Source organism: Paenibacillus sp. MMO-58, assembly GCF_037146255.1.
Taxonomy (GTDB): domain Bacteria; phylum Bacillota; class Bacilli; order Paenibacillales; family Paenibacillaceae; genus Pristimantibacillus.
Genome location: NZ_JBBCVY010000004.1, coordinates 523,715 through 547,716, shown reverse-complemented (window position 1 = coordinate 547,716; position 24,002 = coordinate 523,715). Strand labels below are relative to the sequence as shown.

Annotated in this window: 24 protein-coding genes and 3 pseudogenes; 5 read left to right on the top strand and 22 right to left on the bottom strand. The window is 48.0% G+C overall.

The window, feature by feature from the left end; all coding sequences use genetic code 11:
* Positions 1-375: 375 nt before the first annotated feature.
* Both WFJ73_RS16005 and WFJ73_RS16000 read right to left on the bottom strand, forming a co-directional pair.
* Complete coding sequence (locus tag WFJ73_RS16005; RefSeq protein ID WP_336774007.1) at positions 376-576, bottom strand: cold-shock protein; 201 nt, start codon at positions 574-576, stop codon at positions 376-378.
* 249 nt (positions 577-825) lie between these two features.
* A complete protein-coding gene (locus tag WFJ73_RS16000; protein ID WP_336774027.1) occupies positions 826-1,719 on the bottom strand; it encodes a DMT family transporter in 894 nt (297 codons plus the stop codon).
* A gap of 99 nt (positions 1,720-1,818) precedes the next feature.
* Between WFJ73_RS16000 and WFJ73_RS15995 the strand changes: the two genes are divergently transcribed.
* The gene (locus WFJ73_RS15995) at positions 1,819-2,733 is read left to right on the top strand and encodes a LysR family transcriptional regulator (RefSeq protein ID WP_336774006.1); all 915 of its coding nucleotides are present in this window, start codon (positions 1,819-1,821) and stop codon (positions 2,731-2,733) included.
* Positions 2,734-3,194: 461 nt separating this feature from the next.
* On the opposite strand, the pseudogene WFJ73_RS33400 reads toward WFJ73_RS15995, so the two are convergent.
* Together WFJ73_RS33400 and WFJ73_RS15980 are read right to left on the bottom strand one after the other, a co-directional pair.
* Positions 3,195-4,325, bottom strand: a pseudogene (locus WFJ73_RS33400) (IS110 family transposase).
* A gap of 185 nt (positions 4,326-4,510) precedes the next feature.
* Positions 4,511-5,068: an AAA family ATPase gene (locus tag WFJ73_RS15980; protein ID WP_336774003.1), complete on the bottom strand. Its 558-nt coding sequence runs from the start codon at positions 5,066-5,068 to the stop codon at positions 4,511-4,513.
* Positions 5,069-5,893: 825 nt separating this feature from the next.
* Here WFJ73_RS15980 and WFJ73_RS15975 point away from each other — a divergent pair.
* Entirely contained in the window at positions 5,894-6,736 is an 843-nt protein-coding gene (locus WFJ73_RS15975; RefSeq protein WP_336774002.1) for an aldo/keto reductase, read from the top strand.
* Here WFJ73_RS15975 and WFJ73_RS15970 read toward each other — a convergent pair.
* The 3 genes and pseudogenes from WFJ73_RS15970 to WFJ73_RS33395 all read right to left on the bottom strand — a co-directional run.
* Complete coding sequence (locus WFJ73_RS15970; protein ID WP_336774001.1) at positions 6,729-7,022, bottom strand: hypothetical protein; 294 nt, start codon at positions 7,020-7,022, stop codon at positions 6,729-6,731. The genes WFJ73_RS15975 and WFJ73_RS15970 overlap by 8 nt on opposite strands.
* Positions 7,023-7,086: 64 nt before the next feature.
* Positions 7,087-7,302, bottom strand: coding sequence for a hypothetical protein (locus WFJ73_RS15965; protein WP_336774000.1), 216 nt, complete (start codon positions 7,300-7,302; stop codon positions 7,087-7,089).
* A gap of 26 nt (positions 7,303-7,328) precedes the next feature.
* Positions 7,329-7,525: pseudogene (locus WFJ73_RS33395) on the bottom strand (hypothetical protein); the annotation flags it as partial.
* 65 nt (positions 7,526-7,590) lie between these two features.
* On the opposite strand from WFJ73_RS33395, the gene WFJ73_RS15955 reads away from it, so the two are divergent.
* The gene (locus WFJ73_RS15955) at positions 7,591-8,037 is read left to right on the top strand and encodes a GlcG/HbpS family heme-binding protein (protein ID WP_336773999.1); all 447 of its coding nucleotides are present in this window, start codon (positions 7,591-7,593) and stop codon (positions 8,035-8,037) included.
* Positions 8,038-8,163: 126 nt separating this feature from the next.
* Here WFJ73_RS15955 and WFJ73_RS15950 read toward each other — a convergent pair whose 3' ends face one another.
* Together WFJ73_RS15950 and WFJ73_RS15945 are read right to left on the bottom strand one after the other, a co-directional pair.
* A complete protein-coding gene (locus tag WFJ73_RS15950) occupies positions 8,164-9,303 on the bottom strand; it encodes a zinc-dependent alcohol dehydrogenase (protein WP_336773998.1) in 1,140 nt (379 codons plus the stop codon).
* Positions 9,304-9,373: 70 nt separating this feature from the next.
* On the bottom strand, positions 9,374-9,862 hold the full coding sequence (locus tag WFJ73_RS15945; protein WP_336773997.1) for a serine hydrolase domain-containing protein: 489 nt from the start codon (positions 9,860-9,862) through the stop codon (positions 9,374-9,376).
* Between WFJ73_RS15945 and WFJ73_RS15940 the strand changes: the two are divergent.
* A pseudogene (locus WFJ73_RS15940) lies at positions 9,843-9,944 on the top strand (ABC transporter permease); the annotation flags it as partial. The gene WFJ73_RS15945 and the pseudogene WFJ73_RS15940 sit on opposite strands and share 20 nt — an antisense overlap.
* Before the next feature lie 58 nt (positions 9,945-10,002).
* Here WFJ73_RS15940 and WFJ73_RS15935 read toward each other — a convergent pair.
* The 5 genes from WFJ73_RS15935 to WFJ73_RS15915 all read right to left on the bottom strand — a co-directional run bounded on the left by WFJ73_RS15935 (position 10,003) and on the right by WFJ73_RS15915 (position 15,225).
* Positions 10,003-11,049, bottom strand: a complete 1,047-nt coding sequence (locus tag WFJ73_RS15935; protein WP_336773996.1) for a stalk domain-containing protein — start codon at positions 11,047-11,049, stop codon at positions 10,003-10,005.
* Positions 11,050-11,255: 206 nt separating this feature from the next.
* Positions 11,256-12,083, bottom strand: coding sequence for an AraC family transcriptional regulator (locus WFJ73_RS15930; RefSeq protein WP_336773995.1), 828 nt, complete (start codon positions 12,081-12,083; stop codon positions 11,256-11,258).
* A 1-nt stretch (position 12,084) separates the two neighbouring features.
* Positions 12,085-12,948 carry a sugar phosphate isomerase/epimerase family protein gene (locus WFJ73_RS15925; RefSeq protein ID WP_336773994.1) on the bottom strand — a complete coding sequence of 288 codons (864 nt, stop codon included), beginning with the start codon at positions 12,946-12,948 and terminating at the stop codon, positions 12,085-12,087.
* 30 nt (positions 12,949-12,978) lie between these two features.
* On the bottom strand, positions 12,979-14,052 hold the full coding sequence (locus WFJ73_RS15920) for a Gfo/Idh/MocA family protein (protein WP_336773993.1): 1,074 nt from the start codon (positions 14,050-14,052) through the stop codon (positions 12,979-12,981).
* 15 nt (positions 14,053-14,067) lie between these two features.
* Positions 14,068-15,225, bottom strand: coding sequence for a Gfo/Idh/MocA family protein (locus WFJ73_RS15915; RefSeq protein ID WP_336773992.1), 1,158 nt, complete (start codon positions 15,223-15,225; stop codon positions 14,068-14,070).
* Positions 15,226-16,044: 819 nt separating this feature from the next.
* On the opposite strand from WFJ73_RS15915, the gene WFJ73_RS15910 reads away from it, so the two are divergent.
* Positions 16,045-16,947 carry a DNA-primase RepB domain-containing protein gene (locus WFJ73_RS15910; RefSeq protein ID WP_336773991.1) on the top strand — a complete coding sequence of 301 codons (903 nt, stop codon included), beginning with the start codon at positions 16,045-16,047 and terminating at the stop codon, positions 16,945-16,947.
* Between the two features lie 72 nt (positions 16,948-17,019).
* Here WFJ73_RS15910 and WFJ73_RS15905 read toward each other — a convergent pair whose 3' ends face one another.
* The 8 genes from WFJ73_RS15905 to WFJ73_RS15870 all read right to left on the bottom strand — a co-directional run bounded on the left by WFJ73_RS15905 (position 17,020) and on the right by WFJ73_RS15870 (position 23,573).
* Positions 17,020-17,760, bottom strand: a complete 741-nt coding sequence (locus WFJ73_RS15905; RefSeq protein ID WP_336773990.1) for a peptidoglycan recognition protein family protein — start codon at positions 17,758-17,760, stop codon at positions 17,020-17,022.
* 135 nt (positions 17,761-17,895) lie between these two features.
* Positions 17,896-18,057 (bottom strand): hypothetical protein, encoded by a 162-nt coding sequence (locus WFJ73_RS15900; RefSeq protein ID WP_336773989.1) that lies wholly within the window; start codon positions 18,055-18,057, stop codon positions 17,896-17,898.
* A gap of 180 nt (positions 18,058-18,237) precedes the next feature.
* Complete coding sequence (locus tag WFJ73_RS15895; RefSeq protein WP_336773988.1) at positions 18,238-18,861, bottom strand: FMN-dependent NADH-azoreductase; 624 nt, start codon at positions 18,859-18,861, stop codon at positions 18,238-18,240.
* Positions 18,862-19,002: 141 nt separating this feature from the next.
* Complete coding sequence (locus WFJ73_RS15890; RefSeq protein ID WP_336773987.1) at positions 19,003-19,680, bottom strand: response regulator transcription factor; 678 nt, start codon at positions 19,678-19,680, stop codon at positions 19,003-19,005.
* The gene (locus WFJ73_RS15885) at positions 19,677-21,356 is read right to left on the bottom strand and encodes a GAF domain-containing sensor histidine kinase (RefSeq protein ID WP_336773986.1); all 1,680 of its coding nucleotides are present in this window, start codon (positions 21,354-21,356) and stop codon (positions 19,677-19,679) included. Before WFJ73_RS15885 ends, WFJ73_RS15890 begins: the two co-directional genes overlap by 4 nt.
* Positions 21,357-21,382: 26 nt before the next feature.
* Positions 21,383-22,183, bottom strand: a complete 801-nt coding sequence (locus WFJ73_RS15880; protein WP_336773985.1) for a nucleotidyltransferase domain-containing protein — start codon at positions 22,181-22,183, stop codon at positions 21,383-21,385.
* A 12-nt stretch (positions 22,184-22,195) separates the two neighbouring features.
* Positions 22,196-23,314 carry a slipin family protein gene (locus WFJ73_RS15875; RefSeq protein ID WP_336773984.1) on the bottom strand — a complete coding sequence of 373 codons (1,119 nt, stop codon included), beginning with the start codon at positions 23,312-23,314 and terminating at the stop codon, positions 22,196-22,198.
* 70 nt (positions 23,315-23,384) lie between these two features.
* Positions 23,385-23,573 carry a hypothetical protein gene (locus tag WFJ73_RS15870; RefSeq protein ID WP_336773983.1) on the bottom strand — a complete coding sequence of 63 codons (189 nt, stop codon included), beginning with the start codon at positions 23,571-23,573 and terminating at the stop codon, positions 23,385-23,387.
* Positions 23,574-24,002: the final 429 nt, after the last annotated feature.

Genomic DNA, 24,002 nt, shown 5'->3' with positions numbered 1-24,002 from the left:
ACTTCTATTAAAAACTTGTTCATGCTTTTTATTTACGACAAACCCCCAAAAATATAAAACAACAGCAATACATACCAAAATCAAATAAACAATCCACATCCCTCCGCTGAAATATGGAATTTTCTCTCATCATTAATTCGGAGCATACGCCACGCAATCCTGTCCATTAGCTTAAGAGGCTGCCGAACTTACCGGCAGCCTCGTGTGATTGTCATATGGAACTGACGTATCCGTTATCGGAACAAGGCTACCGATCCAATGCCAGCCTCTGATAGTAACACAGAACAAAGTCTTCGCAAGAACAATGAAACTTGCGGAGTCAAAATAAAAAGCCTGCTCCTGACATATCGTCAAGAACAGGCTTGATTTTCTGTATTACAGTTTTACAACATTCTCCGCTTGAGGTCCACGTTGGCCTTTAACAACATTGAATTCAACACGTTGACCTTCATCCAAAGATTTGAATCCTTCACTCTGAATCGCAGAAAAATGAACGAATACATCGTCGCCGTTTTCCCTTTGAATGAAGCCAAACCCTTTTTCCGCATTAAACCATTTGACAGTACCTGTTTCCATTAATAAATAACCTCCAAAGTTTAAACATTAAGCCCTTACAAATGGACTATTCACAATTATATCCCATATAAGAAGAAAAATTTGTTGAAATTTGTAATATATAATATTTATAAAGAAGTTTTGTGGAACGAAAACATTAGAACTATCTATCGTCTCCCGTTAGCAGAACTTTCATTGTAGAATATTTCAATCATGCGTTAATTCATGACTCACAAGTTCGCCGTATGATTAAAACATTTGAATTATTATTTACACTTTGTTCCGATTTGGCATTGATTTCATTTTGAGGTTTACCAGTACAATACCTAAGATAATTAATATAAGTCCGATGACCATCTTAGTAGTAATTGTTTCACCTAAAAAAATAACACTAATCACGATCGCAATGAGTGGGACTAGAAAGTTAAACGATCCAATTTTTCCGGCTTCACCGGATTTGACAAGCAAAAAGAAAACGAGCCAGGTCAAGGCCGTGCAGAAGATTGCAATAACCGATAACGTCGAGATGAACGGCTGGTTCCAAACGATATCCGTCCAGTTTTCAACTGCAGTACCCGTAATCAACAATACAATTCCACCGAAGATCATCTGAAGAGTAGTTAACCAGATCGCATCGACTTTAGTAGATGTTTTCTTCATATAGATCGTACCGAATGACCATGTAACCGTGCTAGCTAAACCAAGCAAGACACCTAGGGTCGAGATATTTCCGGAGCCATCGTTGATGCTAATAACAGCGACTCCTATAAAGCCTAAAATCAAGCCGACTATTTTGAGGCCGTTCATGGATTCACCCAACCACAACCAAGCTCCGATTCCGAGCAGAACGGGCTGCATGAACACGATCGTCGAAAATAAACCGGCAGGCATCATACTCAGTCCGAATGTTTGAAAACCGAAAAAGAGAATGATGTTCAAGATTGCGGAAATCAGGTAAATGTGCCAGGTTTGCTTTAAATTAAGACTTCGATAGCGCGGTAAAGCGAATACAAGCAAAATGAGACCTCCGATAGTGATCCTCAAACCAGCAAAAAGCAACGGTGTTGCGAATTCAAGTGCATATTTAGAGAGCGGCCAGTTCACCCCCCACATCGCAACTAAAAATGTAAGTAGGATAAATGTTCTTGTTCTCGAGAGTTGCATTTTCTTCAAGCTCCTTTCTTTGATGGTGTTTACTATGGTACAATAGCTCAACGCATAAATAAAATGAATGTTTCTCATAAGGAGGATATCAGATTTGTTATGAATCAATCTCAACTTTTATTGTTTGTAAAGATAGTTGAGACCGGTAGCTTTACAAAGGCTGGTGAGCAACTGAGTATGACGCAGCCTGCCGTAAGTCGCGCCATTTCTACACTTGAATCCGAATTAGGAGTCACTCTTATGATTCGGGAACGTAAAAGCGGTGTTATCCTCACCGATATTGGCTTGCGGTTGCTTGCCATATTCAGAGAGATTTTGCACGGATACAATAAGGTTGAGCAGGAGGTCACTGCTGAAAAAGGGTTTGAAGTTGGTACTGTTCGTGTTGGGGTGTTTCCGATTGTGTCTGCACACTTCGTGCCGAAATTATTGCGGGTTATTGGGGAAAAGCATCCGGGGCTGACATTCGAACTGTATGATGGGACCATCGATGAGATTAAAAAATGGCTAGATTCCAGAATGATCGATGTCGGTTGGATTATTCCGCCGAGCAACGAACTTGAAACGATCCCTTTCTTCCGAGATGAATTATGTCTGATCCATCGGGATGATCATCCATTGCAAAGTCGCCAAACAATCCAAATTACGGATCTAGACAATGAACCTATGATTGTGTGCAAAGGTGGGTTTGTAACGCCGATTTACGAGCTGTTCCAGCAATTTGGAGCCACGTTGAACACCAAATATAATGGTCATAACATAAGCACGGCGTTGAACCTGATTCAAGAAGGGCTAGCTATCTCGATCGTATCGAAAACTTCTCTATCGTTATCAAGAATTCCACCTAATGTCCGCATCCGGACAATTGATCCGCAGCCTTATAGAGAAATTCATCTGGCAGTTCCTTCATTAAAGGAAGCTTCTCACGGCGTCAAACTGTTCATTCAGATTGCAAAAGAGCTTTTTTTATCCAGTTGTGCACTAGCACATTCAACGGAAAATTCCCTTATGTAGAGCTGAATTGACCCTTTCTTTAACAAAAGCTGCAGCAGATCCTCCGATCTGCTGCAGCTTTTATGATTGAACTATAGTTCTCCGTCCCTCGGTTTTAAGGGTTTATCTCACATATACTCACTAATTCGCAGGATTTCAACACCTTAGATCAGGTCAATCTTAGGATAGAGAACAAAGGAACCCGATTGAGGTGGTGGGCTGGGCATGCGGAAATAGAGGATCATTAGGAAATATTCCCCAAAATTATTTTCTACTGCACACATACTCCACTAATCCCTTGGCGTTCACCCTCCCATGACTCAACGGGTCATTGCCCTTACAATCCTTCGTTATACTTGTCCAAGGTGTGGAGATCGATAGCGTTTAGCGGATGGGTCGTAGCCCTTATGGAGAACGAACTCGGTCCTCGTGCTTTCTTTGTGAAATCCCGCGAATGAGTCAATATACGTGATACTTCTACCTTAAGCTGCTTCTGTCCAGTTCAAAACCGTTTTCTCTGGCGTAAACTCTTCTCCTCGTTGAACAATACCAACCAAGATCCGTGCTAGTTTCCCGATTAACTTAAAGATGGACTGCTGCTTTTTCATCTTCTTCTCCTGCAAATTATGTTCATGCAGATGGCGGAAAACGGGATTATTCCAAACGAGTTGAACCGTCGCTATGGCCGCGGTGAAAATCTTCCCGAGCCCTTTTATAGTGCGAAGCTGCTGCGCCATAGGGATCTCCGAAAGCAGCGCTTCGATGTCCCTTTCGATCTGTTCTAGCATGGATGTCACACGCTCAAACTCTTCAATGAGCCGTTTTAAATCTGCTTTCGCTTCTTCAATAGCCACCTGTTCTCCAACACTTCGTTTAGCTTGTGCGATCAGTCGCGCTGCCTTTTCGGTCCCCGTAGTGCCCCCGGCACGCTGCATATGAACTCGCCAAGCACTAATGACATCCGATACAGTATGCTTCTCAAGATCTTGTGGACAAGGAAAGGTCTTAAGAGTCGCCATTGAACGCTTACAGGTCCAGTCTTTGAACACCAAAGGATATTCCGGGAAACGGATGTCCAACCAGCGTACGATTCGATTCTGTAGACGTACACTATTCGTCACCCAAAATTCTCGGTCACTCATCAAGGTCTTCAAGCGCTGGAACTCATGTGACTGACGCGTGTACTCTTAGTAGAAACCTCGGCTGACGGAATCTGCAATGGTCAGTGCATCTTTTGGATCATTCTTTGACGGGCTGTTATCCCGGTTTTCTTTATTTCTCTTCGTCGTTGCTGGATTAACCATGACCACATGCACGCTTTTATCTGCTAGCCAGTTGGCCAGGTTAAACCAGAAATGCCCGGTTGGTTCCATTCCAATAATGAGCCTATTCAATCGATGTTTCTGCTGTAATTCACTCATCCAGCGGCTCAGTTTTTCAAACCCTTCAATACTATTGGAAAATGAGAGATGGCGTTTTGAAACCACTATTCCGCGGAAATTTGTAGCTTGTGCGACATGCATTTCTTTCGCCATATCGATCCCTATTACAAGATGCGAGGTAGTAATTTGTTCAACCCGTTGATTTTGTGCGTCTATTTCCTTAAACTTCATAGTAAGAGCTCCTCCCTGATGTGTTCTCGACAAACCCATCATACCGAGGAGCTCCTTTTTTTACAAAGCTCATTTCTTAAGCTCTACAGGATTGTTTAGCTTAATAAAAAAAGAGCAGCTACCGTTATAGCAAGCTGCTCCTGGATGGCTGAACATACGTTACTCATTAGTCCAACAAAAAAACGTTATAAAGCGAATCTGTTCTTAATGATTTCAGCAACCTCACAAGCATTTAAATTCGTGTTGTTTATTCTGATGTAATTTTCTCTTTTAATTTCTCCCTCGAAGGAGTTTAATCGATGTTGCTCCATTGTCTGTAATAGATCCTGTTCAGAACGAGCAACATCCCTTTTTGTTGGTTTATGTTCAAGTCTGTGAGGAGTTTTGTTACGCTCAATTCTTTTCTCAAGATCGGCTTCAAGCTCAATAAAAAACACCTCGCCATCTTTATCTTCGATTGTTTTACAAACTTTCTCAACATAGTCCCAATCACCATTCAAATCGAATCCCCATACATAAGTAAAAATCATTCCATACATATCACTTTCAGCGGCGGCTTCAAATATGTCTTGACGAAATTTATTTACTAATCTCCACATTTCACCATTAAAACCAAATAGGGGAGCTAGCATTTCAATTGTTACGTGATTGTGGAACAACTTTAGCTCAGTTACTTTTTCCAGTTCATGCCCCACTGTCATTTTCCCTACAGCCTGCGGACCAAATATCATAACAAATTTCATCAAACCATCCCCTTGGAAGATATTTCAATAATAATATCACAATTTGAACAAGCCCAAAGGTTTTACTGTGCTAAATAGCCCGTTACTTCAATGAAAAAAAAGCAGTCGATCGTATGACCAGCTGCACATAATCTTATTCAGCTATCGTTCTTACGATAGCATAATGAACTTTGTCGAATGACCAATGGAATTATGGTGTTTACGATCAATTTTTTAGTTTACTGGTTTAATTGAAATAAGACGTGGACGTTGAAATAATCTCTTTTTATATTCTATGTCAAATAGTTTTTTTCTTTCAGTTATTAGATCAGAAAGATCAATACTTATAGATATTTCGCTAATATGATTATCTTTATCTTGTATAAGTATATTATGGCTGCCAGCTACTAATAAAGTAACTCTCTCCCCAGTTGTAGTATCAAATAGATACCAACAAATAATTAAAATAAGACTTATAGGAATTAGGGTAGATTTAATTGTTTTTATATTTATGTTCTTATTCAAATTATCACCTCAAAAATAATTAATAATTGTATCGACTTTGCGGGAATTACTTACAACGTCTTTACTGCGAACTTCGTACTTAAATTTATTCGCGAAGTCATTCAACTATCCTGCCCGTTACTTGAATGATCTCCGGAAGGCGCATATTAACCGATTGAACCATAATTATGTACGGGTACTTCGGGCGCCATTTACTTGGATATACTTAGCAACTTAGAACTTTTGGGAGACCACTGCAAAAACATCGCCCAATATATTTTCTATGGAGAATAGGATGAGGCGCTGCGGGAAAAATATTGTAAAAAACAAGGGGGTGGGCGCGTGGTAACCCTTCCTGATGGGACGTCTTTGCCCAGAATCGGTCAAGGTACGTGGTATATGGGGGATGAGCCGTCTAAGAAAAATGAAGAGCTTCGCACGTTAAGACGCGGTGTGGAGCTTGGATTGAACCTGATCGATTCGGCTGAAATGTATGGCGACGGCAGATCCGAGTCCTTGGTTGGAGAAGCGATCGAAGGGATACGAGATCAAGTGTTTCTGGTATCCAAAGTGTACCCGCACAACGCGGGACTGAATCGCATCGCCGCCAGCTGCGAACAAAGCTTGAAGCGGTTAAAGACGGACCGCCTCGACCTTTATCTTCTTCATTGGAGAGGAAGCATTCCTCTAAGGGAAACGGTAGAAGCGATGGAGCAGTTGGTCGAAGCGGGGAAAATTTTGCGATGGGGCGTCTCGAACCTGGACACGGACGATATGAAAGAACTGTTCGACGCGGCACGAGGGACGCATTGCATGGTCGATCAGGTGCTGTATCATCTCGGTTCCCGCGGCGTAGAATACGACCTGCTTCCTTGGTTGAGAGAGCGAAAAATCCCGATGATGGCCTACAGTCCACTCGCCCAGGCGGGCACTTTACGAAGAGGGTTGGTTGAGCATCCAGCGGTTAAGGAGATTGCCGATCGACATGGCGTGAAGCCACTTCAGATTCTCTTGGCTTGGTGCATTAGAAGCGGTGACGTGATTGCCATTCCTAAAGCGTCGACAGCAGCGCATGCCGAAGAGAATGCGGAGGCAGAACAGATTAAGCTTACCGAGGAAGACTTGGGGATGTTGGATTTGGCGTTCCCCAAACCGACAAGAAAGGTTCCGCTCGACATTATTTAAGAAAGCCTTCACATGAAAGTTCCCGCAGGTTAGACTTGTTTGATGGATTCCCGAATTTCAAACCCGCTGCTTTTCCGTCAGTTTCGATAACTGTAGCACATCTCTCCATGTTTTCTCTTGTAGTAAATGCGGCACGATGAGCGGAGGAGCAGCGGCTTTTCTTTATTCCAGGGATTATCGATATATCTTGGTTTATGTATATACGGATTTTTCCTTCTGTTGAACGCCCCACGGGCAAGCTTGCCAAAAGCGAATAATCCTCAAGCAAGGAACGATGCTTTCGCATGTTCGCTTACCTCAAGATCGAACAAATTACCTCTCACATCCATATTTTCTTGAATCAGATTCTGTTAATTCACCATCATATTTCCATAGAAATTCTCCATTATCCTGCCAAGTAGTTGAACGACGGAAGCTGATTTCCCATGCCGAACAACAGCGTGGGATTTGCGGTGCGGACACGCAAGCTCGTTTGCTTGATCAAAACATTCAAATGATTCAGTTAAATCGGTATCACCCACATATTGTTCTCGGCTTGCAATAAACTGATCTTCAACATTCATCACTTGCCAGCCTTCATCGTTAATGTATGGCGTTGTGTATTGGGTCTACTTTGCTGTTCACTTAACAGTTGGAGAATCGGTACGGCAACCACGTTCCCGATTGAGCGCAACCAAATAAGTCTCTGCCGGCTAACACAGCCGGGATCGCCTGTTCCTGTATGGGGGTCGGAAGCGGAAAACCGCTCCATTCATGGATGTACGAATGCCTATGATGACGGGATCGAATGCATACCTAAAGCGTATGATTCGTACATATCATGTATCGAATCAGTCGAGAGGGAGAGGACGCAAATGTTGAAAATCACTCTGGAAGTCGCCAAAGTGTTGATTCACGCAGCGGAACTCCGGGCAAGGGATCTCGGGATCGCGGAAGTGATCGCCATCGTAGACGATGGCGGGAATTTCGTTGCTTCTCATCGGATGGACCATGCCTGGCTGGCCAGTGTCGACATCGCCCATAATAAGGCATGGACGGCGGTCGCGCTAAAAATGCCCACGGCGAGCCTTGCTCCGTTGGCGCTCCCGAGCGGGGAACTATACGGGATCAATACGACCAACAACGGACGCCTGGTCGTGTTCGGAGGGGGGATTCCGTTGTCGTTCGAAGGGAGAATCGTGGGGGCGGTCGGCGCAAGCGGCAGTACGGTCGCAAACGACATTGAGGTTGCGAAAGCGGCGGTGCGGGCTTTCGAAACCTATCCGAAGGCGCGGATCGGGTCTTCCAGGAGCTTGCTGTAAACCTGGCGGTTTTAGCCCTATAACGAAACTGGGTCCCGCCAATATAGACGAATAATTGACTAAACACTTGGGGCTGTCCAACAGGGTACAATACCCACTGGCACAGCCCCTCTTCTCATGCCATCATTAAGGCTTCAGGACGAATTTAATGCACTCGTCCGCATGGTTGTAGAAGGTGTTGTACGCATTATGAGCCTGATCGAGCGGCACTTTATGTGTGATGATCTCCGTCGGATCGAACTCGCCTGCCATAATTTTTTGATACAGCATCGGCATGTAATGAATCACGGGCGCCTGTCCCATGGTCAGCTTCACGTTTCGTTCCCAAATGTTTCCGAACATGAACTGGTTGTATTTAGAACCGTATACCCCCGTAATCTGGATCGTACCGAATTTTCGCACCGCATTCATCGCGATGTTGATCGGGCTGAGCGTTCCGCCTACCAGCTTGGCCTTCTGCTCTTCCTCCTCCAGTGGCGTCTTCTTGCCGTCCATTCCGACGCAATCGATGACGACATCCGCGCCCCCGCCCGTTATTTCTTTTATATGCAGCCCCATGTCTGCGAAATCTTCAAAGTTAAAGATTTCGACGTTATTCATTTTTTTGGCATGGTTCAGCCGGTATGGGAGATTGTCGATCGCGATGACCCGTTTGGCCCCTTTCATCCAGGCGAATTTTTGCGCCATCAAGCCGACGGGGCCGCAGCCGAGCACCACCACCGTATCCCCCTGCTTCACGCCGCCGTTGTCCACGCTCCAATAGGCCGTCGGCAGCACGTCGGACAGGAACAGGAGCTTCTCATCCTCCAATTCGCATGACTCCGGAATAACGAACGGCATGAAATTGCCGTACGGCACGTAAAGCAATTCGGCTTGTCCGCCCTGATAATTCCCGTAACGTTCGGTAAATCCAAAGTAACCTCCCGTATCAACTTGGGGATTGGGGTTGGAGTTGTCGCATTGGCTCTCCATTTCATGCTGGCAGTAATGACAGCTGCCGCACGAGATATTGAACGGGAGCACGACCCGGTCCCCTTTTTTGACCTTTGTCACCTCAGGGCCCACATCTTCGACGATGCCCATCGGTTCATGTCCGACCACGTATCCGGTTTGGGCCTGAATCGCCCCCTGGTATATATGGAGATCGGAACCGCATATGGCGGTCGAGGTGATCCTGACGATAATCCCGTCTTTTCTCTGAATCGTCGGATCAGCGACCTGCTTCACTTGCATGTCCTTCATGCCATTGAAAGTTACAGCCTTCATAATCACCCTCCTGTTATGGCATGCCTTGAATTTGCATGCATGCTTTTATTATGGAATTGGAGAGTGAGCATCATACTTTCGATGTAAGGTATTCTTGATTCTTGATAGGCGCGGAGTACATCCGTTTGGTGTTTTGCTCGTTTTCTTCTTTTCTCCAACCTGTTTCAGTAAAACCACAGGGATTCAGAATTTGATCTTCAATGACTTCTGCTAGGGAGCGGCCAAATACTTTTTGGACTAATCGGATAAGCAGGTTTACTCCTGTGTTATTATATTGCCAGTCAGTACCGGCAGAAAAAATTCTTTTTAACGGTCCGTTTAATCCGTGTGTATGCGTTAATAAATGACGAATTGTTGTGCCAATAAACAATCTCTGATCTAAATCCTCAAGATAATCAAACACATAATCATTAAGACTTTTTATTTTACCTTCATAAAGTGCAAGACTGATAGCAAATCCTAAATAAGTCTTTCGAATTGATGCTACATTAAATTGTGATTTTGCATCCACTTCCCGGCACTGTCTGGCGATCGGAAGTCTCGTGCTCAACTTGATCATTCTCGTCGCCTTCGCTGCCGTGTTTACACTGATCGCTATATACCGTTTCAACCGTAACAATGATGTAAAGCAGTTTATCTAAGCACGCAAAAGCGCCATCTCCTGCTGAAGGAGGGCGCTTTTTGCATCGTTCTTGTCCACTACTTAAATGCCGAGAAAGGAATAACGAACCTAGGAAAGCCTTGTGCAGCCCCCATTAACTCACCTTCGGCGAAGTATATGACCACTCCGTTATGGCTTAAGTAAAAGCCACGATCAGCCTCAATCGTTTTAAAAGGTGTGATCACGTCAAGCTTACGGTCTTTGATTTGTTTGTTAATCTGATCGTTAATGATCGTCACATAGTTTGCCTTACCCTCAGTCACATCCTTCAAGGAAAGCTCGTTACCCGTATTCAGATCGAACGTATGAGGAACGAGATTATGGAGGTCATGCGCTCCGCCTGAATCGATGCCGTAATAGGTGTAAAGACTTAGCTTCCCTTTCTCGTTGTACGTAACTTCGAAAGCTCCATTAAGATTGCTATTGCTGATAACATCATATTCGTTATGCTGGCTCGATAAAGATATTGTCTTCTCAGCCTCTTGCTTCAACTGCGCATTGATTTTGGTCTGTACTTCCGTATTTCCCATGCCTGAAATCACAGGGTAATAAACGAATCGCTTCTTGCCGCCGCTGTTATCCCTTAACGAGTGGGCTTGGATCATCAACTTATTCTCGGCAATAGCTTTAATGCCGATTTGCTTGGAACCTGAGGTGTACGTCACTTCATAGCCCATGCGTTCCAACAAGAAGCGCAGTGGAAGATATGTTGTATTATCCTGTAAAATCGCTTGTTGGCCATTAATGAGCTGACCGTTTAACATCACGGTTTTGTTTTTTAGATCCAGCTTCATGATCCGGTTGTGCCCCGTAACAGTAACCACTTGAGTCGTTTTATCGAAATTTGTTCCTAATCCCAACGCCGTATTTAAGTTTCGCAATGCAATAAAAGTGGAGCCGTTGCTATTGATGGTACCGATGCTGCTCTTAACTCCCTCAATGCTAAAAGACTGATTTGTGATGCTGAATTTTGCGTTGGTAACAGCCGCCGCTGCTTGACCTGCTGGCAGCGATAGGGAGATCGGGGAAACTAATAATGCTGCGGCAAGGGCTAGCCCAAGTCTTTTTTGTTGTTTGAATTTCATATATAACATCCCTTTCGTAGAGGGGCATTGCCCCTTTATTAATGTTCTTACAAGTTGAAGTATAGGAGGTTCCTGTGTCCAACATGTGTATTTGAAATGGATATCTGGAGAACACGGACAAAACGAAAAAGAACCTTGATACATCAAGGTTCTAAATCGGGATTATTATGTTTTAGTACTTTCGAGGAGGAATAACGCCTTTCCTGTTAAACCTGTACTAGCTCGCGCTTGCGGAACTGCTCCGGGGGCATGCCGGCATACTGCTTGAACAGTCTGCTGAAATGAGCCAGATGCTTGAACCCAAGCCGGAAGCATACTTCCGTAACCGAAAGCTCCGGCTGCATCAAGAACAGGATTTTAGCCTCGTTGATCCTTCTTGTATAAATATAATGAAAGATCGTAACGCCGGTTACTTCTTTGAACAGCTTGGAAAGATAAGACTTGCTTAAGTGCAGCCGCTCCTCTAGAAGCTCCATATTCAAGTCCTCGGTATAGTTCTCCTCCAGTACCGAAATAATGCGCTGCACCGTCGCTTCCTTATCTGAGCTGTATTCCTGCCTGTTGCGGTTAAGAAGCGGCTGCTCGCAATGATCTAGGATCATATAGAGCAGGTCCACAAACGCAAGCCGGAACCGGTTGTCGCCAACCGCATCGCCGCGTTTTTGGTATTCGTCCATTTTGGCCAGAATCCGCTCAACCTCCTCTTTATCCTCTCCCCGAAGCCGCAGCCGGTAATTGTTCAGCTGCTGAAACGGCTGAAGAATGTTCCGGGCATGCGGCAGTTCGAGATAAGGCTGCAAGAGAGTTGGTTCAAAGTGGATGATGGACCGGATGTATTCAACCGACGGGTCAGCCTTCGCGCAATGCAGCGTCATACCGTACATAATAATCAAATCGCCTGGAGCAAGCTCATAAATCTGGTCGCCGATCAGATAGTTGCATTTGCCGCCATGGAAGTAATAAACCTCGTAATGCATGTGGGAGTGAAAAAACGGCTCGATCGGCTGGTCTGACCAGTAAAGCAAATCCAGCATATTAAGCCTCGGCTTGCAGCAGCTCACGCATATATTGAACGAAATGCTTCAACATTTGCTGAGTCTCAGGGAATTGTCCGCTGAAATCCTCAACGCCTAGATAACCGTCGTAACCTACCGCTTTCAAATCCGCAATAACCTGCTTCCAAGGCACAACGCCTTCCTTGACGCCGCTCCATTCCGATTTCCACTTCACGCTTCCGTCTTCGGCCGTGCCGTCGGTTGCGAAGGCAGCGTTCTTCACATGGACATGGGCGAGGTAAGGACCAAGGATCTCCATCCCCATCCGGTAGTTCTCAAACCCTTCATGCACCATATTGCCCGGATCGTACAGTACGCCAATAAAGGATGGATCAAGGCCTTCGACAAGGCGGTAAGCGGCCGATGCGCTTGGAGCGATTGTCTGATGGTGAGTCTCAACCAGACCTTTAATGCCGTATTGGCGGCATAAGCCTTCCGCATCCTTCAAATATTGACGCGCCAAGGTGAACAGCTCGCCGAATGGACGGGAACGGTCGTAACCCGGAACGCCAAGCCGAATAAATTGAGCTCCTACGCGTTTGGCTTTACGGAGTACATCCTCCGTTGCTTCCAAATCGCCTGCCGCCAAATAAGGCGTTACGCTGATCGAGCTTAAGCCATGCGCAGCCGCGACTTCGCGGAATTGGTCCGCCATTTCTTCGCCGCCGGAAGGAAGCAGCGTGCACAGATTATTCCCCCAGAAGGACGGCTTATGCTCAGCCGCATTCTCGGGAGCTTCCTTGTAACGCCATTCAATGCCGTCGATGCCGGCTTCGCTTGCTACGCGTACCAGCTCCTCAGGAGAAAGCTCAGGCGTTGCTACTGTAAAGATGGACAGCTTCATATCGGAATCCCTCTTTCGCTTTTAGTTGTTCTATTCGACCTTGACTGCTTGTCTCTGCGCTTCGAGACACAGCTCGGCTGCCTTAAAGGTATGCTCCTGCGGCATCGCGAGATCCGTGCCGTTTAAGATATCAAGGATTAGTGCGCCAAAGTAAGGGAAGCCTACTTGATCCTTCACTTCGATTTTATGCTCGCCTTCGCCATTCACGAGGAACAGATGATCGCCCGTGTTGCTTCTTGCGATATCCACGTATTTGCGGAGCTCAATGTATCCGTTTGTGCCAAGAATCATCGTTCTGCCGTCTCCCCATGTAGACAGGCCGTCCGGCGTGAACCAGTCTACGCGGAAGTAGTTAGTTGCCCCGTTATCGCCGATAAGAGTAGCATCCCCGTAATCTTCAAGCTCGGGATATTGCTTGTTATTATAGTTAGCCACCTTGCTGCCCTGAACCTTCGCGTCCTTAACGCCTGCATAGTACAGGAACTGTTCGATCTGATGGCTGCCGATATCGCATAGGATGCCGCCGTATTTCTCCTTTTGGAAAAACCACTCCGGGCGCATATGCGCATTCAGGCGATGCGGCCCTAAGCCGATTACCTGCAAAACGCGGCCAATCGCGCCGTCTTTAATAAGCTGCCCTGCGAATTCAGCGCTTTCCACGTGCAGGCGCTCGCTGTAGTAAACCGAATATTTTTTGCCCGTCTCGGAAGCGGTCTGCTTGGCATCGGCCAATTGATCCAGCGTTGTGAACGGAGCCTTGTCGGTGAAATAATGCTTGCCATGCTGCATAACCTTAACGCCAAGAGGCCCGCGCTCGTTCGTTACGGCTGCCGCCGCAACCAGCTGCACTTCCGGATCCTGCAGGATTTGCTCCTGCGAAAGGGCAATTTGTACTTCCGGATACGCACGGCAGAATACTTCTACCTTCGCCGGATCGGGATCGTACACCCATTTCAAAGTGCCGCCCGCTTCGCGGAGGCCGTTGCACATTCCGTATATATGTCCATGGTCAAGCGACATCGCGGCAAAGATAAACTCGCCTTGCGATACGACAGGACGCGGCTTTCCTTGCGGCGCGTAATTCATTCCGTTAGCTTTTGACATTGTTAGGCCTCCTGATTAGTGCGTGCCGGTAACATCCAGCGTATGGTATTCGTTCGCATTTTTCTTCGAATCGGATTTGGCGATTTGCTCCTGAAGCTTGTCATAGAACAGATCCTCGTCAATTGGCAGGTCAACCCAATTATCCGTCCAAGTGGATAACAGCATCGCGTTCGAGATCATGAGGCCCTTGATGCCTTCTTCGCCCGGCGCAATAAGAGGAGTTCCCTTGTTGATGGCATCCGCCCAGTTTTGCGTAATTTCCTGATGGCTGCCGCCGCTGCCGGTAATCGGAATTTCGAATTTCCAGCATTCCGGCTGGCCAAAGCCGCCTGTGTAAGTTTCGTTGAATTCGGATTCCAGTACGCGCAGGCGATGGAAGGTCAGCTTGTTATCTTCGATCACGATTTTGCCGCGGTCCCCCGAGATTTCAAAACGGTTCGTACCCGGCGATTCAAACGTCGAAGTTACGAATACGCCCGTAGCGCCGTTCTCGTATTCGACATAAGCCGTAACGTCATTTTCGACTTCGATGTCGCGGTGCTTGCCGAATTGGCAAAATGCGCGGACGCGTTTTGGCATAAGCCCCGTTGTCCACTGCCACAGATCAAGCTGATGCGGATCCTGGTTAATCAGAACGCCGCCGCCTTCGCCGGCCCAGGTTGCGCGCCAGCCGCCGGAGTTGTAGTAGCTCTGCGAACGGTACCAGTCCGTAATAATCCAGTTCGTGCGGCGAATTTCGCCCAGCTCGCCGGAAGCAATAAGCTCTCTCAGCTTCGCGTACAACGGATTCGTGCGCTGGTTGTACATGATTCCGAATACTTTATCGCTCTTCGCGGCAGCTTCGTTCATTTCGCGTACCGTACGAGTATAGACGCCTGCTGGTTTTTCAATCAATACATGCAGTCCTGCGTTTAAAGCAGCGATTGCCTGCTCCGGGTGATCGTAATGCGGCGTACAGATAATTACGCCGTCAACCGTGCCGGATTCGAACATTTCCTGCGGGCTCAAAAAGCCTTGAATATGCTGGCCCCACTCCGCTTTCACCTCTGCCAGACGCTCCGGACGAACGTCGGATACTGCCGTCAATTCAGCGCCTTTAACGCCGCCTGTAATCAAATAACGGGCATGCCCCGTTCCCATGTTTCCTAATCCAACGATACCAATGCGTACCATGATTACACCCTCTCCATGCTTGATGAAATAAGGAATCTCTTTCTCCATTCTAGCACGGGCCATTGTGAAAGCGCTTGATTCTAATGAGCCAATAATGGCGTTCATTTAACTGTGGTTGTTGTGAAGAGCGAACCGGGTGGTGGCGCGGAGAGATGCTGTGGCTTCTCTTGTGCTTTTGATTTAGGTTGAACTGTAACTTGGAATACAGCTTAACTGTGGTTGAACCTTATTTACCGTAGGGCCGCACTGCGAGAAAGCTTGCGCCTTCGGCCGCTGTTGTTTTTGAATCTCCTGAATTTGATTGTAGGTGTCGAGATTCAAAAACAAATGCGGTCGCTCACGCTCCTCAGCCTCAAGCTCTCTCTCCGCGCTCACACCCGGTTCTTTTATGGGGATATAATAAGCCGCCTAATTCCATGGCGGCTTTTCTTTTTTAAGGTCGCACTGCAAGAAAGCTTGGTCTAGGGGCAAGCGATTGCGTTGACACTACGCGAGAGCTTGCGCCTTCGGCCGCTGTTGTTTTTGAATCTCCTGAATTTGATTGTAGGTGTCGAGATTCAAAAACAAAGGCGGTCGCTCACGCTCCTCAGCCTCAAGCTCTCTCTCCGCGCTCGCACCCGGTTCTTGAAAAGGGATTATATAATCCGCCTGTTTCCATGGCGGCTTTACTTTTTTAGGGCCGCACTACGCGAGAGCTCGTACCCGTCTCTCAATTAAAAAATGGGTACGGCCTTTCCACACGAATAACATCTTGTCAGAATATGATTGTTTAGATACGAACCTCCCAGGTTACGAGAGCTTACAAGGAGAAGTGGTTGAATGACCCAAAGCCGGGCGAAAGTTTCCAGACCTGTTCAGCTCTATTCCGGTCACGCCTACCGGTTTCTTAAAAAACTCGGCTGCAAGCCGAACGATCAATTGCATTTCTTATTAGTCTCTGACGCCAAAGGCAAAAACCGGGGTTATAGCTTTGTTACCGAGCTTCCCGCAATTACCTTGCGGAAGCCTTTTCGTTCTTTGGAAAAGCGGGTTCCCCAAATCAAGCTTTTTTCAAGAAGGAACAAGCTAGTTAACGTATTGTGGCTTAATAAGAAGGGGTATGCCGTTTTCGTGGAAATTAACGGCCGAGAATCGGCGAAGGACAGCCCGTTTAAAGCGATCAGAGCACAGTTCATCGATGTCGACCTCAACAAAATTTCCGCGCGCTGCAAAACGAAAGAACAGATCCAGCAGAAGATCGACTCCATTCTCTCCGACCCTTCGGAACGGCTTCAATCCATTACGCTCACGCAAAATAAAAATGGCCAATATCAGCTTTTAGCCCAGCGGACAAGACAAAGGGTAGCCGAGTTAAAAAAACAATTCATGAACAAACACGGGGAGCGCATCAAGGATACGATGATCGTCGAAACGAAAAACGGTTATCACATCTATTGGATCATGCAAGACGGGAAAATAAACAAATTCGTCCCTATTCAAAAAGCGTTAGCCCAAACCTTCGAATCTGATCCGATGATCACCAACTTATCCAGGGTTATGCGCGTACCCGGGTTCTACCATATGAAAAACCCCGAAAGTCCCTATATGGTCAAGGTTATCCAATGGGGCAGGGAAAAGCCGTTCACGCAAGAGGAGCTTATTACACGGTTGGAGTTAAAACCCGCGGTCACGGCGAAGCTGAGGCAAAAGCGCCGCAAGCTCCATGCCCGAAAAATTTCATAAGGCATAAAGCAGCAATAACCCTGGTCGCTTTCGGCCAGGGGTTTACTCAGTCAAATAACAGGCTGTGAAATGTTAATCCTTCAATAAGCCTCTCCGGTACATAATCGTCAGGATTCTAAAGAAATCACGGGAGTTTCCGTCAGCGGGAGCATCGATTAACCCCAGCTCAATAGCCCGTTCTACCGCAGGCTTTGCCCAAGAAGGAACCTTCATGTCATGCTGCGCCTCAAGCTCCGCTACCCGGTTCACCAACGCTTCGAACTGCTTTCTTTCCGCTTCTGTCATCGGTACATCTTCCTCCCCCAAGTGAGCATTCAGCTGATTCCGGACTCCTTCAAGAAAGGTTTCCCAACCGTTCTTGCGTGCCCTTATAAGATGCGGACAGTTTTTCCCGCTCCAGTGGTTATGCTGGACAACGGCTACGATCGGAAGCTTCAGCTTATAAAGCAGATCCCCAATCAGCCTTGCGGCACGGGCCTCGGCCTCCGCGCGATTGCCATCCTCGTTTTCGCAAATTTCAATTCCGATGGCGCTAAGGTTCCCCTCTCCCCGGCTCCCGTCACCCGCATGCCAGCCATGCTCCGTAATCGGCAAATGCTGGACAACCCGCGTATCGTCAACGGTAAAATGCCAGGATACCGGCAAAGCCTCGGCAGCCTCGCCTTTCAAATATTTAGCGTGCATAAGCGCATTCGCGCCTTTTCCCGGATTCGCCGTATCATGGACGGTAATAAAATATGGGCCATTAATCGGAGTGCCTGGACGATTATTTCGGCCGGCAGGGATCATATCGATTAGTATCGTCTCGAACATACGCCTCACTCCTTTGCAGCTGATCATCTGTATAGTTACATTTATACTAAGAAGAGACTCAAAAGGTTTGTGTGCCGAAGGATAAAAAAATAAGCCAGGCCAAAGGGCCTGACTGCATATATGTATGTGCGTTATTTATGAATGGTTCGTTTTGCGTTTTAAAAAACCAAGCAAGCCCCGCTTTCGCTTCTCCTGCTTCTCCTCGAGTATCCTTTTTACGCCATGAAGCAGCAGCTTAGATCTCATCTCGTCCTCGTGACTGATCTTTCTCATTTCCGAAAAAAACTCTTTGTTCATCCGCTACCCTCTCCGCCACTACCATCTAGATGTGTCTAAAGTCCTATTTTTATTGTAATGCCGTACCGGAGATCTGTCAAAATTTGTCGCATTTAGACGTAAAAATCCCACATTTTCCCTTTTGCTAAGGAAAATGCGGGATTTAAACTCATTCGTTCAACAAGCTATTCAAAACTGAAATTAGAAGCTAGCTGCTACTTTCTCAGCTGTTGCAACGCCTTCGGCAATGATCGATTCCGCTTTGTCGCTGAATTGGTTGTGGCCTTCAACGATAACCGTCTCGAAGTTTGTTACGCCGAAGAAGCCCATGATGTTCTTCACATAGTTAAGGGACATTTCTGCCGCTGCAAAAGGACCTTCGGAATATACGCCGCCGCGTGCGTTCAGCAATGCCACTTTTTTGTCGCCTTGCAGACCAACCGGGCCTTCAGCCGTATATTTGAATGTTTTGCCTGCACGGTTCAGGTAGTCGATGTAAGTGTGCAGAACAGCCGGAATCGTGAAGTTCCAAAGCGGGAAGCCGAATACCACTTTATCGGCAGCGATAAATTGATCCAGGTATTTGTCCGCAATGCTTACGGCTGTTTGCTCTTCCGGAGTCAGCTCAAGCCCTTGAGCCGCTTTGAAGCCGCCGTTGATCAGGTTTGCGCTCAGGTAAGGAAGCTCCTCTTTGAACAGGTCCAGCTCAATTACAGTGTCTTGCGGGTGATTTGCTTTATAGCTAGCGAGGAACGCGTCATACAGCTTTACGCTGACAGCGATATCTCCACGGTCATTTGCTTTTACGAACAGTACAGTACTCATCTTTTTAATTCCCTCCATAAAATAATGTGTAGTAACTTTTTGTAACTGTCTTTATTTTATAGAGTTTCACCTTCGCCAACATCGGCTAATAGGCGGAAAAATAAAGCGGGACTGGTCTTACGACTATAGGCTGAGATCCGCTTAAGCCATCTGCCCCTTATTCTGAAAGAGCGGCGCCGCAAAGAGGGCTGCCTGCGTGCGATCCGATAAATCCAGCTTGCTTAAAATGCTGCTGACATGCGTCTTTACGGTTTTTTCCGCAACGATCAGCGTCTGCGCAATGTCTTTATTGCTCAATCCCTTTGTCAGCAGCTGCAGCACCTCAAGCTCTCTAGGCGTCAAAGCTTCCAGCGACTTATCCTTATTCGGGTATGGGATATTCGGCTCCGGTCTAGGCTCCGGTTCCGAGCGGCTTAGCAGCGCTCGCGAAATATCCGGATGCAGCTGAATATTTCCCTTATAGGCGCTCCTAATGGCTTCGGCAAGCTGATCCGGTTCCACGTCCTTCAGCATGTAGCCGATAGCGCCGGTTTGCAAGGCGGGGACGATGTGACTCTGATCGGCAAAGCTGGTCAACACCAGAACTTTGATATGCGGATGCTGCTCCTTGATTAAGGCGCTGGCTTCGATTCCGTCCATAATCGGCATATTCAAATCCATCAGGACGATATCCGGCTGAAGCTCGCCGGCCTTCTCGACCGCTTCCTTGCCGTTATGAGCCTCTCCGACCAATTCGAAATCCGGCTGCATCGCAAGATAAAACGATATTCCTTTTAAAACAATCTGATGATCATCCGCAAGTAGAATTTTGATTTTCATAATAAGTAGTCACCATTGCTTCCCTTCTCTTCCATGCAATGCGCCTGTACCGATTCAAGCGGAATCGTCGCCCTGACAATGGTTGGTTTGCCCCGTCCGCTTGTAATCGACAGCGAACCGCCAAGCGTCTCCGCCCGCTCCCTCATGGAGCGCATCCCCATGGTCTGGCGGCCTTTTTTCCGGTCAACCTGAAAGCCTGTCCCTTCGTCCCTTACCTCCAGAACAGCTGCCCCGTCCTGTAGTTTAATCAGCCGGATGTAGGCGGTCTCCTTGCCGGAATGCTTCCTGACGTTGTTCAGAGCCTCCTGGCCGATCCGCCAGAAGGCTTCTTCAATCGCGCGCGGCAGCTCCTGCACCCCGTCCGTCCGGTCATAAATCGTCAGGTTGAGGCCTTGCCCGTATTGCTTAAGCGCCGGAAGCAGACCGTTCTCGAGGCCTGCCGGATGCAATTGCCAGATCAACGTGCGCATCTCCTTCAGCGCTTCCTGCGAAAGCTGTTGAATTTCGTGCAGCGAACGCTGTACGACGGGATCTCGCCCGGCAAGCACGTTTTCCGCTCCTTTTGCCAGGAAGGACAAGGAGAAGACCTTTTGCACGACGGAATCATGAAGGTCGCGCGCCATCCGGTTCCGTTCCTCCATCCGGGCAAGCTCGCTCCGATGCTCGTAAATACGGAGATTTTCCACGCATAACGTAAAATGATCCCCAAGCGAGTACATAAAGTCCTCGTTCAGGTCGTCGAATTGCCGCTGATCCGGACTGCTGATAAACATGACGCCAATCGTCCGGTTGCGCACGCGTAGCGGAATGCCCGCTGCCGACCGGAACGGAGGAATGCCAACCGAGTCTAATTCATTGCCTTCCATGCAGGAAGACTCGATAACAATCCGATTATCCCGGAGCGCGGCCTCAATCGGACCGGCAGCTTCAACTGCAAGCGTCTGCCATTCCTTCGTTAATTTCCCGTCGGAATACAAAGCCCGAAGCGATAGCTGCTGTCCGTCATACATAAACAAGGAGACATTCGGCCACCCGAATTCGTCTCCAATATATTGAACGGCCTTGATAGGCAGCTGATTAACGTCCTGAACGCCGTTAATACGCTGGATGACATCGCCCAGCTTGGCGTATAGCATCGCATTGCGCTCTTGCGTCTGGTACAGGCGAATCCGGTTAATCGCCGTCCCGATCTGCAGAGCAACAGCCTGCAGCAGCGCAAGCTCCTCCTCGCTGAAATGCTCCTTGCCCGCCTGCGCGATATTCAGCAGCCCGAACCGGTCCTTGCCGGCTTTAAGAGGAACAGTTGCATGATGGGTAATGCCTTCCGTGTCCCCAAGCTGATGGCTTACCGCATACGTAATGCGTTTGCATTCAATAATATTAACGGCATGGGTAAGCTTGCGCTGGCGGTAGCGCTCCACGCACCAGCAGTCTTCCCCGCACATAAGCGCGTAATTGCCGGCGGTTAAGGCGGGAGGCAGGTTATGATGGGCAGCGCAAGTATTTCCCGGAACATCGTCATCGATCAGGAAAATCCATCCCGTTGTAAAATCCGTTACTTCAAGCAGCTTCGCAAGCACATCGCTGAGCATCTGATCCATATCGTTGGTCGTGTTGAGCATCTCCGCGATTTCCTTAAGCGCAGCGAGCTCGCTGACCCGAACTTCCCTTGGCATCCGGCTTCCCTCCTTCTCTGCCACCATTATACACTTACTGTTCCCCATGCCTCCAGCAGGGCATCCCGAAAGAGTTGGTCCAGCTGTTCGCCCTTCAGACCTTCCGCCGTGTTCAAATCTTTAGCGGTCTGGTCGAAATAAGCGATCTGCTCCTCCAGATAATTATTGAGCTGCCCGATGCGGGGTTCCGTACGAAGCTCTTCTCCCGCGCGTTTCCGGACTAGAAGGCGTTCAATTATGCCGTAGAGCTCACTACCCTCAGGAATCAAATCCTCCACCAATTCCTCGAACAACATCGGGGGCATTGCGTTGTATTTCTCAATCCAGCCGCATGCCAGCAGCGGACGGAGCACGTAAAAATATTTTTTCGCCCGGACCGTCTCGCCCTGCAAATATTCGCGATAGTTGCCCCTGGCCATATGAAGATAATGATACATGCAGGACTTAGGCGAAAAGGTTGCTCCGGACAAGGTGCGGATACGTTCGGCGGTGGAATAGGGCTCCCTGTACTTCATTGGCGATTGCAGCCATTCCAGCAGCGGCGGGTTGGACTTATTAAACAGCGCCAGCGCTTTGCGGAGATCCCAGCCGTTAATATCCAGCATTTCGCTGATCGGGCGCTCGATCACGTCCCGGCGCTCGCGGATCGACAAATACCATTCCACCGGCCGCACGTAAAGGAAGCGGACATCATAATCGCTGTCTTTTGACGGGAAGCCCCAAGCCCTCGATCCGGACTCGCAAGCGTACAGGATACGGATATTTTCTTCCGCTTCCATACGCGCAAGCTCGGCTTCTATTTTCATCCGGTATTGCTCATCCATCATGGTTGCCCCTCCCTATCCTGAACGTTTGCCGCCAAGCAGCTGGTTTAACTGCTCGACCAGATTGCCGCCGCCCGTGAGCGATACGCTGCCGACGTTGTCGCAAATTTTCTCCAGGAACTCGAGCTCCTTCAAGCGGTACAGCGTGGCGTTCTCATCCATCAGCTTTGCCGTATTCAGAAGACTTCTTGTGGAAGCCGTCTCTTCCCGGCGCGTGATGAGGTTAGCTTGCGCTTTTTTCTCCGCCAGAAGTACGGTATTCATGATGTCTTTTACTTCACCCGGCAGAATGATATCCTTTACGCCCGCGTTCAGGAATGTTACTCCATACTCCCCGCTCCGGGCCGCCAGCCGCTCCAGCACAAAAGCGCCAATCTCCTGCTTCGTGCGAAGCAGCTCATCCAGCTTCATCGTCCCTACGTATTCCCGCAGAATTAATTGAAGCTGGATGTAGAGCTGCTCTTCGAAGCCCTTGATCTGCATCGCCTTCAATGGATTGTGCAGCACGTATTGGCTGACAAAATTAAGGCGAAGCGTCACTTTATCCTCCGTCATCATTTCCTGTCCGATCAGGTCGAGCTGCTGCCGGCGCATATCCATCGTCTGTACGATAACCGAAACCGGCGTGCGCCAGAACCGGTATTTGCCCGGACCAAGCTCGCGCTGCAGCATGTTGTCGTAGAACAGGAATCCCTTCTCATGGCCGGCTACTTCATGCGTGTTGTATAGGCCGTTCAGCTTCATCAGATCAGCCGCATTTAAGGAAGCAGGCAGCTCGAGGCTCCGCGTACTCAATCGGTTGAATGTATGCTTAATGGCCGATTTCCAGTAAGCATGCTTGCCTGCTTTTAACACGCTGCCGCATCTGCCGTCCTCGTAGTGAAGCACATATTCGTCATCGGCAACGTCAATGACATGCAGCTCTTCCAGCAGCTTGTCGTCATGCAGGAACAAGGCCAGTTCCTTGTCCGGCACCGTAAACGGCTTGGTGATATCCATGACCGTTACCGTCATTTTCGAGAAAAATGGAAAGCGGTGTTTGCCTGAGCCCAGCAGCCTGACGTAACTGCCGTCCTTGAACAGCAGCCCGCGTTGATCGTTTTGAATCGTGATTTTGTTTATATATGCGGTCATAGGTATATAACCTCCTTGGATTTGGCGTTGCTCTTGCGAAAATGCTCCCGTACCCGCGGCGGAGATCCGCTTAAAGAACGGCATCCGCCTGCCGGCCGGCCTGCTCCTCCCTCAGCGCAGCAGACTCGTCTTGCTCCCGGTCTGTCTGCGGTGCGTTTGGCAGCGGCCTTTCGCGCAGGCTTCTTCCCGTCTGGTATCCGCGGACTGCAGAGCTGCGGCGTAAGGTGCAGCTGTATAAGCCTGCTGAGCATTTTCCCAAAGCAACATGAATAATTGGATTGGACTCGATTTGCAGTCGAGTTAAGCTCTACCATGATCGTCTCCGTGAGGACGATGGAGGATTCGAACCTCCGCAATAATTGGGTAAAGTACGTACCAAGTCCGACAGCATACCGCGTACAGAGACTGTACCGGCACTGCGGGAATCCTACCGAAATCCCTGCCCGGTTCGGCCCGGCCGTTGCTTTACATCCCCATTATCTTCGATGTCCCGTTTCCGGAACATGGTAAAAGTATGGCGATTACATTTTTCCGAAGGAAAAATCACTTCGGAAGCATAAGCTTAAACTTTGAATAGAAAAAGTGCTTTTCTTTTTCTTTTCAAAGTTACTTCGAAAGCATAAGCCTAATTTTTCCGAAGGAAAAATTACTTCGGAAGCACCAGCTTAGCTAACGTTGCACGAAATAC